Origin of the sequence: Streptococcus sp. DD04 (genome assembly GCF_001578725.1) — a bacterium.
Classification (GTDB): Bacteria; Bacillota; Bacilli; order Lactobacillales; family Streptococcaceae; genus Streptococcus; species Streptococcus sinensis.
In genome coordinates this window covers 63466-76442 of the sequence record NZ_KQ968976.1, presented here as the reverse complement: position 1 = coordinate 76442, position 12977 = coordinate 63466, and the positions used below count along the sequence as shown (strand labels likewise).

11 protein-coding genes are annotated in these 12977 nt (G+C 42.7%); 9 read left to right on the top strand and 2 right to left on the bottom strand.

Annotated features, from left to right (window positions below):
- Nucleotides 1–179 precede the first annotated feature (179 nt).
- The 5 genes from murB (at nt 180) to STRDD04_RS00340 (ending at nt 5084) form a co-directional block, all read left to right on the top strand.
- Complete coding sequence (gene murB / locus STRDD04_RS00360) at nt 180–1085, top strand: UDP-N-acetylmuramate dehydrogenase (protein WP_062198381.1); 906 nt, start codon at nt 180–182, stop codon at nt 1083–1085.
- 217 nt (nt 1086–1302) lie between these two features.
- Nucleotides 1303–2460: an ABC transporter ATP-binding protein gene (locus STRDD04_RS00355; protein WP_062198379.1), complete on the top strand. Its 1158-nt coding sequence runs from the start codon at nt 1303–1305 to the stop codon at nt 2458–2460.
- A complete protein-coding gene (locus tag STRDD04_RS00350) occupies nt 2441–3247 on the top strand; it encodes an ABC transporter permease (RefSeq protein WP_062198377.1) in 807 nt (268 codons plus the stop codon). Before STRDD04_RS00355 ends, STRDD04_RS00350 begins: the two co-directional genes overlap by 20 nt.
- The gene (locus STRDD04_RS00345) at nt 3244–4017 is read left to right on the top strand and encodes an ABC transporter permease (protein WP_062198374.1); all 774 of its coding nucleotides are present in this window, start codon (nt 3244–3246) and stop codon (nt 4015–4017) included. Before STRDD04_RS00350 ends, STRDD04_RS00345 begins: the two co-directional genes overlap by 4 nt.
- The gene (locus STRDD04_RS00340) at nt 4014–5084 is read left to right on the top strand and encodes an ABC transporter substrate-binding protein (RefSeq protein WP_062198372.1); all 1071 of its coding nucleotides are present in this window, start codon (nt 4014–4016) and stop codon (nt 5082–5084) included. The genes STRDD04_RS00345 and STRDD04_RS00340 overlap by 4 nt, the downstream gene beginning before the upstream one ends.
- Before the next feature lie 55 nt (nt 5085–5139).
- Here STRDD04_RS00340 and STRDD04_RS00335 read toward each other — a convergent pair whose 3' ends face one another.
- The gene (locus STRDD04_RS00335; RefSeq protein ID WP_062198370.1) at nt 5140–5571 is read right to left on the bottom strand and encodes a DUF6556 family protein; all 432 of its coding nucleotides are present in this window, start codon (nt 5569–5571) and stop codon (nt 5140–5142) included.
- A 229-nt stretch (nt 5572–5800) separates the two neighbouring features.
- On the bottom strand, nt 5801–8428 hold the full coding sequence (gene ppdK, locus STRDD04_RS00330; protein ID WP_062198368.1) for a pyruvate, phosphate dikinase: 2628 nt from the start codon (nt 8426–8428) through the stop codon (nt 5801–5803).
- Nucleotides 8429–8674: 246 nt separating this feature from the next.
- Between ppdK and STRDD04_RS00325 the strand changes: the two genes are divergently transcribed.
- The 4 genes from STRDD04_RS00325 (at nt 8675) to thiI (ending at nt 12803) form a co-directional block, all read left to right on the top strand.
- Nucleotides 8675–9304, top strand: a complete 630-nt coding sequence (locus STRDD04_RS00325; protein WP_062198365.1) for a CBS domain-containing protein — start codon at nt 8675–8677, stop codon at nt 9302–9304.
- Between the two features lie 11 nt (nt 9305–9315).
- Complete coding sequence (locus STRDD04_RS00320) at nt 9316–10128, top strand: pyruvate, water dikinase regulatory protein (RefSeq protein ID WP_062198363.1); 813 nt, start codon at nt 9316–9318, stop codon at nt 10126–10128.
- Between the two features lie 314 nt (nt 10129–10442).
- Nucleotides 10443–11585, top strand: coding sequence for a cysteine desulfurase family protein (locus STRDD04_RS00315; protein WP_062198362.1), 1143 nt, complete (start codon nt 10443–10445; stop codon nt 11583–11585).
- A 3-nt stretch (nt 11586–11588) separates the two neighbouring features.
- Nucleotides 11589–12803 (top strand): tRNA uracil 4-sulfurtransferase ThiI, encoded by a 1215-nt coding sequence (gene thiI / locus STRDD04_RS00310; RefSeq protein WP_062198360.1) that lies wholly within the window; start codon nt 11589–11591, stop codon nt 12801–12803.
- The last annotated feature ends 174 nt before the right edge of the window (nt 12804–12977 follow it).

Here is a 12977-nt window from a genome sequence, read left to right as displayed (position 1 = left end):
TTTGTCCCAGACTCTTCTATTTGCTGTCTCTATAGCCTCTCAGCCTTAGAATTGCTTTGATGTGGAGTAAAATTAGCAATAGTCTAGCTAGATATTTATCAGCTTTTTTATTCAAATTATCGTAAATGTCATATAATTTTGATATAATAGAGTGTATTTTGTAAAAAAGAGAGTAAATCATGCAAAACTTAGAAAAATTTAATGCTGAATTAGAAGGAATTGACATCCGCTTCAATGAACCTTTGAGTCAATATACCTACACAAAGGTAGGAGGAGCGGCTGATTTCTTAGTTTTTCCGCGCAATCGGTATGAGCTGGCTAGAATTGTCAAATTCGCCAATCGTGAAAACATCCCTTGGCTGGTGTTAGGGAATGCCAGCAATATTATTGTACGGGATGGCGGTATTCGGGGCTTTGTCATCATGTTTGACAAATTAAACAATGTAGCAGTGGATGGTTACACAATTGAGGCTGAAGCAGGGGCAAATCTGATTCAGACAACGCGTATTGCTCTGCATCATAGCTTAACAGGCTTTGAATTTGCCTGCGGTATTCCAGGTAGTGTCGGTGGCGCTGTCTTTATGAATGCTGGCGCTTATGGTGGTGAAATCGGTCATGTGCTAGTTTCTTGTAAGGTCTTGACGCCGGAGGGGGAAATTAAGACCCTAGATGCTCGTGATATGCGATTTGGCTATCGTCATTCACTTGTTCAGGAAACAGGTGACGTTGTGATTTCGGCTAAGTTTGCCTTGGCACCTGGTGTTCATCGAAATATTCGTCATGAAATGGAACGCTTGACCCATCTGCGTGAACTCAAGCAACCTTTGGAATACCCATCTTGCGGTTCAGTATTCAAGCGTCCGCTAGGTCATTTTGCCGGGCAGTTGATTAGTGAGGCTGGTTTAAAAGGCTGTCGAATCGGTGGTGTGGAGGTTTCAGAAAAACATGCTGGTTTTATGATTAACGTCGATCATGGTACGGCTAGTGATTATGAAAATCTGATTGCTCACGTTATTCAAACAGTAAAAGAGCATTCTGGGGTCACTCTGGAACGCGAAGTTAGAATCATCGGAGAAGCTTTATAGTTCGACAAGCAATTTGTCAGACTAGTTCTTTCTGATTTCTAGTTCCTAGGTTTGTCCAAGTATTTGGAATAGCAACTATCCATGTGTATCTTAGTAAAGGGGGTGAAAGCCTATCGATATCGCAAGTATGCAGGGCCATAGTAGCCCTCGAGAGGTCTTTGTGGTCTGACAGAACCAAAAATCTGTTAATACATGGAAAAGAAGGAATTTATGTCAATTGAAAAAACCAATCATTGAGTTCAAAAACGTTTCAAAAGTTTTTGAAGACAATAATACCATCGTTCTCAAAGATATCAACTTTGAATTAGAAGAAGGGAAATTTTACACGCTTCTAGGGGCTTCTGGCTCTGGGAAATCAACCATCCTCAATATAATTGCAGGACTACTGGATGCAACTACAGGAGACATCTTTTTAGATGGTGTCCGCATTAATGACATTCCCACGAATAAACGTGATGTTCACACAGTTTTTCAGTCCTATGCCCTTTTCCCGCATATGAATGTCTTTGAGAATGTGGCCTTTCCTTTGCGGCTTCGGAAGGTGGACAAAAAAGAAATTGAACAGCGGGTTGCTGAAGTGCTGAAAATGGTTCAACTGGAAGGCTTTGAGCGCCGCTCTATTCGAAAACTTTCAGGTGGGCAACGCCAGCGGGTGGCCATTGCCCGTGCCATCATCAATCAGCCACGAGTCGTTCTATTGGATGAGCCTCTCTCTGCTCTGGATTTGAAGCTTCGTACGGACATGCAATATGAGCTTCGGGAACTGCAGCAGCGCCTCGGTATCACTTTCGTCTTTGTGACCCACGATCAGGAAGAAGCCCTGGCTATGAGTGACTGGATTTTTGTTATGAATGAAGGCGAGATTGTCCAGTCAGGAACGCCGGTAGATATTTATGATGAACCGATTAACCACTTTGTTGCGACTTTTATCGGAGAATCTAATATTCTGCCAGGTAGGATGATTGAGGACTACTTGGTCGAGTTCAATGGTAAGCGTTTCGAAGCGGTTGACGGAGGGATGCGACCAAACGAATCCGTTGAAGTGGTGATTCGTCCAGAGGATTTGCGCATTACCCTGCCTGAAGAAGGAAAACTGCAGGTAAAAGTGGATACCCAGCTTTTCCGCGGGGTTCATTATGAAATTATCGCCTACGATGAGCTTGGCAATGAATGGATGATCCACTCGACTCGCAAGGCCATCGTCGGAGAAGAAATCGGTCTGGACTTTGAGCCAGAGGATATCCATATCATGCGCCTCAATGAAACCGAAGAAGAATTCGATGCTCGGATTGAAGAATACGTAGAAATCGAAGAGCAAGAAGCAGGGCTGATCAATGCCATTGAGGAGGAAAGAGATGAAGAAAACAACCTCTAACCTTTTTCTGGTTCCTTATTTTCTTTGGATTCTGCTCTTTGTTCTAGCTCCAGTGATGATGATTGTCTGGAAATCATTCTTTAATATCGAAGGTCAGTTCACGCTGGAAAACTATCGGATTTATTTCACATCGCAGAATTTGACCTATCTGAAAATGAGCTTTAATTCGGTATTTTACGCAGGGATCATCACTTTAGTGACCTTGCTCATTTCTTATCCGACTGCTTATTTTTTGACCCAGCTCAGGCATCGCCAGCTCTGGCTCATGCTGATTGTCCTGCCGACTTGGATCAATCTTTTGCTTAAAGCTTATGCCTTTATCGGCATTTTTGGACAAAATGGCTCGGTAAATGAATTTCTGACCTTTATCGGTATCGGTCCAAAGCAGATTCTTTTCACTGACTTTTCTTTTATCTTTGTTGCCAGCTATATTGAGCTGCCCTTTATGATTCTGCCGATTTTCAATGTCTTGGATGATTTGGATCAAAATCTGATTCATGCCAGCTATGACTTGGGTGCCAATCGTTGGCAGACTTTCCGCAATGTCGTATTTCCACTTTCAATGAATGGCGTGAGAAGTGGCGTGCAGTCAGTTTTCATTCCCAGTCTCAGTCTCTTCATGCTGACGCGTTTGATCGGTGGAAATCGTGTCATTACGCTGGGAACAGCCATTGAACAGCATTTTTTGACAACGCAAAATTGGGGAATGGGCTCAACAATCGGAGTGGTTCTGATTATTGCCATGCTCTTCACCATGTGGGCAACCAAGGAAAGGAGAGAACGATGAAAAAATTTGCTAATCTCTATTTAGCGATTGTGTTTCTAATCCTCTATCTTCCGATTTTTTACTTGATTGCCTATGCATTCAATGCTGGCGAAGATATGAATAAATTTACTGGATTTGATCTGGTTCATTTTCAAAAGCTGTTTGAAGATTCACGCTTGATTTTGATTTTGGTGCAGACATTTTTCTTAGCCTTTCTTTCTTCACTCATTGCTACAATTATCGGAACTTTTGGTGCTATTTATATTTACCAAGCCCGCAAAAAGTATCAGGATGCTTTCTTATCCATCAATAATATTTTGATGGTGGCGCCTGACGTTATGATTGGGGCTAGCTTCCTGATTCTCTTTACCACGGCTAAATTCCAGTTGGGCTTTGTATCTGTTTTGGCTAGCCACGTCGCCTTTTCAATTCCCATTGTGGTGCTGATGATTTTGCCAAGGCTGAAAGAAATGAATGACGATATGATTAAAGCCGCTTATGATTTGGGAGCCAGTCAAGTCCAGATGCTCAAGGAAATCATGCTTCCTTATCTGACGCCAGCTATCATTGCCGGCTACTTTATGGCTTTCACCTACTCCCTAGATGACTTTGCTGTGACCTTCTTTGTGACAGGAAACGGCTTTTCAACCCTTTCGGTTGAAATCTATTCCCGCGCACGGCAAGGAATTTCCTTGGAAATCAATGCTCTGTCTGCTCTGGTCTTTCTCTTTAGTATCGTTTTAGTCATCGGCTATTACTTTATCACGCGTGAGAAGGAGGAAGCAGCATGAAAAAACTCTATTCGTTTTTAGCAGGGATTCTTGCGATTATCCTGATCTTGTGGGGAATTAGCTATCGGATTGAAAGCAGAACCAATAGCAAGGGCAGTGATAAATTGGTTGTCTATAACTGGGGAGATTACATTGATCCAGACTTGCTGACTGAGTTTACCAAGGAAACAGGTGTTCAGGTTCAGTACGAAACCTTTGATTCCAACGAAGCTATGTACACGAAAATCAAACAGGGTGGAACAACCTACGATATTGCCATTCCGAGTGAGTACATGATTGCCAAGATGATGAAGGAAAACTTGGTGGAGAAATTGGACCATAGCCAGATCAAAGGCTTGGAAAATATTGGTTCAGACTTTTTGGATCAGCCATTTGATCCAGGAAATCAGTATTCCATTCCTTATTTCTGGGGAACGCTGGGCATTGTTTACAATACTAAAATGGTCGAGCACGCGCCTGAGCATTGGAACGATCTCTGGAAACCAGAATATAGAAATTCTATCATGATGATTGACGGAGCCCGCGAAGTCATGGGGATTGGCCTGAACTCGAATGGTCATAGTCTCAACTCCAAAGATGCAGAGCAGCTGCAGGAGGCTGTCGATAAGCTTTATACTCTGACGCCCAATATCAAGGCCATCGTCGCTGATGAGATGAAGGGGTATATGATTCAGAATAACGCGGCCATAGGCGTAACCTTCTCTGGTGAAGCTCGTCAAATGCTGGAAGCCAACGAGGATCTGCGCTATGTCGTTCCGACAGAAGCCAGCAATCTTTGGTTTGACAATATCGTCATTCCTAAAACCGTAAAAAATAAGAAAGCCGCCTATCAGTTTATTAACTTTATGCTGAGACCGGAAAACGCTTATAAGAATGCGCTTTATGTTGGCTACTCAACACCAAATCTTCCTGCCAAGGCCATGCTGCCAGAAGAAGTACAGGAAGATGAGGCTTTCTATCCAACCGAAGAAACCATGAAGCATCTGGAAGTCTATCAGCAGTTAGGACCAAAATGGCTTGGGACTTATAACGACCTCTATCTTCAAGTCAAAATGTATCGCAAATAAAAAAATGAAGCCAGACTGTGTGTCTTGGCTTTATTTTTAGCTTTTTAAAAGAAGGTTAGTTTGAGGCCTCAGTGTGAGCGTCCATCGTCGTGTCTGTTGTTGCGCTTGAGCTGGCAGTCGTACCGTTGTTACTATCAGCAGCAGTAGTAGAGGCTGTATCGACCGTAGAAGAGCTCGTTTCGATTGCTGTATCACTAGCAGCACTAGATTGGTTATCTGCTGAACTAGAAGTGACAGTCTCTTTTTCGATTTCCTTAACGATGGTTGTTGTCGTTGTAGAATTACTGGTATCTGACTTAGATTTGCTGTCATTGTTGTTCAAAAAATTCATAATGGTCAGACTAGCAATGATAATCGACAAAATACTGGCGATAGTTGCGATTGTTTTTTGAAGGGCAGAAAACCCTTTTTTAATATGATGAGTAGTTGTTTTTCTACTTGGCTTTTGTTCATTTTGATGTTTATTTTTACGTGAATAGTTTTCCATTGAAAGGGAGTCTCCTTTATTTTCGATGTATGAATGGCTGAACTGTGCTAAAATTACATTTATATCAATCCAGCAATCATCCCTTACTTTTTATTATACGTCTTTTAGCTGAAAATGTCTTTAAAAAGTTTCTTATTTTACAATGAAAACGTACACAAGAAAAGAAGCCAGCCCAAAAAGTACAATGGGCGGACTTCAAGGACTGCTTCTTAGAAATAGTTAAAGAAAATTACTTTGTCTCTTCTTGCTTCAGAAGATTGGCTTGTGCTACTGCGAGTCGGGCAGCTGGTACTCGATAAGGAGAGCAGGAAACGTAGTTGACGCCTATTTCTTGGAAGAATGGAATAGAATCTGGATCACCGCCGACCTCTCCACAAATACCAATAGTAAGGTCTGACTTGATTTGTCTGGCTTTTTGAACAGCCAAGTTCATCAAGATTCCAACTCCCTGTCTGTCAACGCTTTGGAAAGGATCAACTGCCAGGATATTTTTATCTGTGTAGGCTGGGATAAACTTACCGATGTCATCACGGGAGAAACCATAAGTCATCTGCGTTAAATCATTGGTACCAAAGCTAAAGAAATCAGCATCTTGCGCCAACTGATCAGCAATCAGACACGCACGTGGAAGCTCAATCATAGTACCAATATCATAAGGAAAAGGCCGGGTCTGATATTTAGCAAACAGCTGGTCAATAAAATTGACAAGATAATCCTTAATATAAGTCAGCTCTGCTTTTTCAGCAATCAAAGGAATCATAATCTCCGGCCGGATTGTCAGGCCTTCTTGCTGTAGGCGAATTGCGCTGCTGAAGATGGCCTCTACCTGCATTTTGTAGATATCAGGTTGTGTAATGCCAAGGCGGCAGCCTCGATGACCCAGCATAGGATTGCTTTCCTGAAGCTGTTTGATTTGATGAGCCAGCTTAACTGGATTCTTTTGCAGAGTTTGAGCTAAGCTTTGAATTTCTTGTTCTTCTTTTGGCAAGAATTCGTGCATCGGTGGATCGAGCAGCCGAATAATCATAGGTAGCTGGCCAACAGTTTGAAACATTTGGTAGAAGTCCTTTGATTGGAACTCCAGTAGTTTTTTCAGAGCAACCTTGACTTCTAGAGGATTTTCTGCCAGTATCAGTCGCCGCATTTCAAGAATTCTTTCCTGACCAAAGAACATGTGTTCTGTCCGTGCTAATCCGATACCTTGAACACCAAATTGAATGGCCGTTTGGAGATCAGAAATGGTCTCTGCATTGGCTCGGACTTTGAGCTGGGCCACTTGGTCTGCCCAAGTAAGCAGCTGCTCTAATTCTTGATCGTTTTCTACCAAGACAGTGGAAAGTTGACCGAGATAGATTAGACCGGTACTGCCGTCAACAGACAGGATATCACCTTGCCCCAAGATAATCTCTCCACATTGCAAGGTTTTAGCATCCTCGTCGATACGAAGGGCCTCGCAGCCTGCGACACAGCAGGTACCCATTCCTCGGGCTACCACAGCAGCGTGAGAAGTCATTCCGCCGTGGCTGGTTACGATGGCTTGGCTGACTATCATGCCCTCTATGTCTTCAGGCGATGTCTCGTGGCGAACAAGGATTACTTTAATTCCTGCTTCATGCAGGCGCTTAGCTTCCTTAGCAGAAAAGACGATTTGTCCAGTAGCAGCTCCAGGGCTGGCTGGAAGGCCTTGAGCTAGGACAGAGGCTGATTGTAGTTGCTCCTCGTCAAAAACAGGATGAATTAGCTGATTGATAGCAGCAGGCTGAATCCGTAGAAGAGCTGTGTTTTGATTAATAATTCCTTCTTCAACCAAATCTAAAGCGATTTTGAGAGCCGCTTTGGCTGTCCGCTTACCATTTCGTGTCTGCAGAATATAGAGCATTCCTTTTTCAATAGTGAATTCGATATCCTGCATATCTTTATAATGTTCTTCCAGCATCTGGGCATAGGATAAAAAGTCTGCATAAGCTTGTGGCATTTTCTCTTCTAGTGCTTGAATGGGTTCAGGAGTCCGAATGCCTGCCACTACATCCTCACCCTGGGCTTGAATGAGAAATTCTCCAAAAAGACCTTTCTGACCGTTGGCTGGATTTCGGGTAAAAACGACCCCTGTACCACTTTGTTGGTCGCTATTACCAAATACCATGGCTTGAACATTGACAGCTGTGCCTAAATCATCGGGTATTTGATTTAGCTCCCTGTAGACCTGAGCTCGTGGATTATTCCAGGAGCGAAAAACGGCTTTGATAGCAGTAAAGAGCTGCTCTTTAGGGCTTTGAGGAAAGGTTTGATGGTGTTCATAGTAGAGCTGCTTGTATTGATCAATCAAGGCCTGATGCTCTTCTAAGGTGAAGTCTTTCACCGACTTGCCAGCATTCTTTTCAAAAAAGAGCAAGAGCTGGTCAAAATCTTCCTTGGGGATACCATAGACTACATCAGCAAACATCTGCATCAAGCGACGGTAGCAGTTGTAGGCAAAGTCTAAATTTGTAGCTTGGGCCAGAGTTTGGGTCCGCAAGTCGTTAAGGCCTAGGTTTAGTATGGTATCCATCATACCTGGCATGGAAAATTTTGCACCGCTGCGGACCGAGACCAGTAGTAAGGCCTGGTCATTGCCGCTAAAGTATTTTTGGGTTTTCTTTTCTAGTTGATCAATCGCTTCCAAAATCCCTGTTTTTAAATGAGACTCAAAAAAATATGGCTCATTCAAAAAGCGGATGCAGCTTTCGGTGGTAATAGTAAAGCCAGGTGGGACAGGCAGTCCAAGGTTCGTCATTTCGGCAAGATTGGCTCCCTTACCACCCAAGAGAGCATTCTGATTAGCATTTCCTTCTTCGAAGGAGTAAATGAATTGAGTCATATATTACCTCCAATTCCTTAAATGTGAGACATATTTGTTCTTCTTTACATTTTAATATACATCACATATCCTTGTCAAGGAAAAATCAACTGAAATTTAAGTTGACATCTGGGAGTATTCTGCTAAAATATTGTTTAAAGTGATGATTAATTGTGTTTTAATCTTCTCATTATGAGGAATATTGTTTCCTTACACTAACAATAGGAGTAACAATTATTACCAGATTGAGTTAAGAAGGAGCTGTATGTGAAATTAAGTAAACGTCAAAAGCAACTTGTTGAGATTGTTAAGAAAGAGCAGCCAGTCAGTGGAGAAAAAGTCTCTGAAATCATGGGAATATCCAGAGCTACTTTACGTTCAGACCTGTCTTTTTTGACCTTAGTAGGGATATTAAAAGCTACACCCAAGATTGGTTATACTTATTCGGGTTCGGATTTGGAGACCTTATTTTTCTTTGATACCTTTCAAAAGAAAGTTCAGGATATTATGATTTCTCCAGTCTTAGTTTCTCAGGATACCTTTATCCAAGATGCAGTCATCACCCTTTTTATGTATGATGCAGATGTTCTCTATGTGATTGATGAAAAGAAGCTATTACAGGGAATTGTCTCACGTAAAGACTTGCTAAGAGCTGCCCTGTCCAGCAGTATTGCGAGCACTCCTGTGGCTGTCTGCATGACCCGTATGCCCCATATCAAAACCTGCTACAAGGATATAGACATTCTGGAGGCAGCGGCGATCTTGCAGGATTTTGCGATTGACTCCCTACCGGTAGTGGCAGAGGAAAATGATCGCAAGATACTGGGGACAGTGACCAAGTCGGCCCTGTTCGACTATATCATCCAAGAAGCGCGTCAAGCAGCAGTAAATAGATAGGAGCAATAAACATGAAAAAAGAGATTATTGTCTATAGCGTTTCAGATTCTTTGGGCGGCACTTCGCAGAGACTCTTGTCAGCGGTCACTGCTCAATATCCGGATTTGATCTTTAACAACAGCTATCGCTTCCCTTTTGTTAGTCAAGAAGAGGAGTTGCTGGATATTCTCAAAGATGCAGTCAAGGATGATGCTCTGGTCATCAGCACCCTAGTCAATGGAAAGCTGGCAGCATTAGCAAGAGACTTCAGTCAGACCCATAACTTAGCCTATCTGGATCTTATGTATCCATTCTTTCAGTTGATTGAGCAAAAAACAGGGACTAGCCCGATTGAGGTGCCAGGCACCTTGCACCGGCTAGACAGTGAGTATTTTAATAAAATATCGGCGATTGAGTTTGCGGTCAAATACGATGACGGCAAGGCTCCTCAAGGCTTTTTAGAAGCTGATTTAATCCTTTTGGGAGTGTCCCGTACGTCAAAAACTCCTCTTAGTATTTTTTTGGCTAACAAAGGCTATCGAGTGGCCAATCTGCCTCTAATTCCCCAAGTTCCCTTGCCTCAGACGTTAGATAAAGTGGACAAAAAACGAATAATTGGTTTGATTTGTGAGCCTGAAAAACTAGCAAAAATCCGTAGCAATCGTCTTCATTCCCTTGGCTTGACCAACTCGACCAGCTATACCGATTTGGAAAAGATTTATCAGGAATTGGATTACTCGAAAGAAGTTTTTAAAAAATATCAGGCTCATGTCATCAATATTACCGATAAATCAATCGAAGAAACAGCTTTCTTGATTGAGGATTATATGAAAAAGTTGAAGTGAATCACATTTTTAACTAGCCTAATTGATGAAGGAAAATAATTATGAGAATAACTATGTTGGTGTTAAGATCACAGTTGAGCAATTTTGCATATAAAAACCTTCAAATACTTGCTATAGCTTTCTAAAATTCGACCATAAAAATCGCTTTATCTAAATTTTAGCGGGGATTATCTATATTTCAGTATTTAATCCTATAGTTTATACAAAAAATAGAAATATTTGTTTGTTGCCTTTGTTGTATAAACTGTATCCTTTCCTTGTTCCGACTGACCTTTCGTGTTACAATAGGAGTATTGAAATTTAGAGGAAAAAAGATGATTTATTTTGACAATTCAGCAACAACCAAGCCCTATCCAGAGGTTTTGGCTACTTATACGGAAGTTGCTTCCAAAATATGGGGCAATCCTTCAAGCCTTCATAGTTTGGGCGGTCAGGCGACACGTCTCTTAGATGCGTCTCGCCGGCAAATTGCAGCGCTTTTAGGCAAGTCTTCGTCAGAGATTTTTTTTACGTCCGGAGGAACCGAAGGAGACAACTGGGTCATTAAGGGCGTTGCTTTTGAAAAAGTTCCCTTTGGAAAACACATCATCGTATCCAACATTGAGCATCCCGCGGTTAAAGAATCAGCCCTCTGGCTGCAGAGTCAAGGATTTGAAGTTGATTTTGCACCGGTTGACAAGGCGGGCTTTGTCGACGTAGATAAGCTAGCAGATCTGATTCGGTCGGATACGACTCTTGTCTCGGTCATGGCTGTCAATAATGAAATCGGTAGCATCCAGCCTATCCAGAAAATATCAGAACTTCTAGCAGATAAACCGACCATTTCCTTTCACGTGGACGCTGTGCAGGCTGTTGCAAAAATCCCAACCTCATCATATCTGACTGATCGCGTGGATTTCGCGACTTTTTCTAGTCATAAATTTCACGGCCTTCGGGGTGTGGGCTTTGTTTATATTAAGTCTGGTAAGAAGATCAGTCCCCTCTTGAATGGTGGCGGTCAGGAGTCAGACAAGCGTTCAACGACGGAAAATCTTGCAGGAATTGCGGCTACGGCCAAAGCTCTGCGCATGACGATGGAAAATCTTAAAAACTTTGAAAGTCGAACTTCAAAAATGAAGGCCATTATCCTAGAGGAAATGTCTCAATATCCTGATGTCACGGTCTTCTCGGGGACAAAGGATTTCGCCCCTCATATCCTAACCTTTGGTATCAAGGGGGTGCGAGGAGAAGTGACTGTCCATGCTTTTGAAGATTACGAGATTTATATCTCAACCACTAGTGCTTGCTCTTCCAAGGCCGGTAAGCCAGCAGGTACGCTGATTGCTATGGGAGTGCCGTCAAAGATAGCAACCACAGCCGTCCGACTCAGCCTGGACGCAGACAACGATATGAGTCAGGTAGAACAATTCCTGACCACTTTTAAGATTATTTACGAAAAAACCAGAAAAGTTAGGTAAACAATGCATTATTCAGAAATTATGGTACGCTACGGTGAGCTCTCAACCAAGGGCAAGAACCGCATGCGCTTTATTAACAAACTCAAACGCAATATCCAATCAGTCTTATCAATCTATCCGCAGGTTCATGTCAAGGCTGACCGTGACCGCACTCATATCTATCTGCAAGGAACCGATTATCAGCCGGTCGCTGAATCACTCAAGCAGATTTTTGGGATTCAGAATTTCTCACCATCTTATAGGGTTAAAAAGTCTGTCCCAGCCTTGATTGAAGCTGTTCAAACCATCATGAAGCAAGTCTATCAAGAGGGCATGACCTTTAAGATTACCAGCAAGCGCAGTGACCACAGCTTTGAATTGGATAGCCGCGAGCTTAATCAGACATTGGGGGATGCTGTTTTTGAGGCTATTCCCAATGTTCAGGTCAAGATGAAAGCGCCAGATATTGAGCTGCGCATCGAGATTCGTGAAGAAGCGGCCTATATCTCTTATGAGACGATTCGTGGTGCTGGGGGATTGCCAGTCGGAACTTCAGGAAAGGGCATGCTCATGCTCTCAGGTGGGATTGACTCACCAGTGGCGGGCTATTTGGCTCTCAAGCGCGGTGTAGCTATTGAGGTAGTTCACTTTGCCAGCCCGCCTTACACCAGTCCAGGTGCTTTGAAAAAGGCTCAGGATTTGACGCGGAAACTGACCAAGTTTGGCGGTAATATTAAGTTTATCGAAGTGCCTTTTACAGAGATTCAAGAGGAAATCAAAGCCAAGGCTCCAGAAGCCTATCTCATGACACTGACCCGTCGCTTTATGATGCGTATTACAGACCGGATTCGGGAGGAGCGGGGCGCTCAAGTCATTATCAACGGAGAAAGTCTAGGTCAGGTGGCAAGTCAAACGATTGAGAGTATGCAGGCTATCAACGCCGTGACCAATACACCGGTTATCCGTCCAGTCGTGACGATGGATAAACTAGAAATCATTAAGATTGCTGAAAAAATCGATACTTTCCAAATCTCTATCCAGCCTTTTGAAGATTGCTGTACTATTTTTGCACCGGACCGGCCTAAAACCAATCCGAAAATCAAGAATGCCGAGAAGTACGAAGCTCACCTAGATGTTGAAGGTTTGGTTGAGCGCGCAGTCGCAGGCATCATGATTACAGAAATCACACCAGAAGCTGAGGCGGATGAAGTGGATGAGTTGATTGAGGGATTATTGTAGAATATTCTAGCTGTCTCCGGGCAGCTTTTTATAATTTTCATAAATAATCAATTTCATGTCTCTTTCTCACAATTAGATTGACCAATCACTTAAGGTTTATAAAATATATGGTAGACTGGTTTTATGACGGATAGAATAAGGCTAGCTGTTTTTTGTATGGAAACGAAAATTACG

Excerpts from the sequence above, each read along its gene's own strand:
- murB (WP_062198381.1), top strand. The coding sequence starts at position 180 with ATGCAAAACTTAGAAAAATTTAATGCTGAATTAGAAGGAATTGACATC.
- STRDD04_RS00350 (WP_062198377.1), top strand. The coding sequence starts at position 2,441 with ATGAAGAAAACAACCTCTAACCTTTTTCTGGTTCCTTATTTTCTTTGG.
- STRDD04_RS00345 (WP_062198374.1), top strand. The coding sequence starts at position 3,244 with ATGAAAAAATTTGCTAATCTCTATTTAGCGATTGTGTTTCTAATCCTC.
- STRDD04_RS00340 (WP_062198372.1), top strand. The coding sequence starts at position 4,014 with ATGAAAAAACTCTATTCGTTTTTAGCAGGGATTCTTGCGATTATCCTG.
- STRDD04_RS00335 (WP_062198370.1), bottom strand. The coding sequence starts at position 5,571 with ATGGAAAACTATTCACGTAAAAATAAACATCAAAATGAACAAAAGCCA.
- ppdK (WP_062198368.1), bottom strand. The coding sequence starts at position 8,428 with ATGACTCAATTCATTTACTCCTTCGAAGAAGGAAATGCTAATCAGAAT.
- STRDD04_RS00320 (WP_062198363.1), top strand. The coding sequence starts at position 9,316 with ATGAAAAAAGAGATTATTGTCTATAGCGTTTCAGATTCTTTGGGCGGC.
- STRDD04_RS00315 (WP_062198362.1), top strand. The coding sequence starts at position 10,443 with ATGATTTATTTTGACAATTCAGCAACAACCAAGCCCTATCCAGAGGTT.
- thiI (WP_062198360.1), top strand. The coding sequence starts at position 11,589 with ATGCATTATTCAGAAATTATGGTACGCTACGGTGAGCTCTCAACCAAG.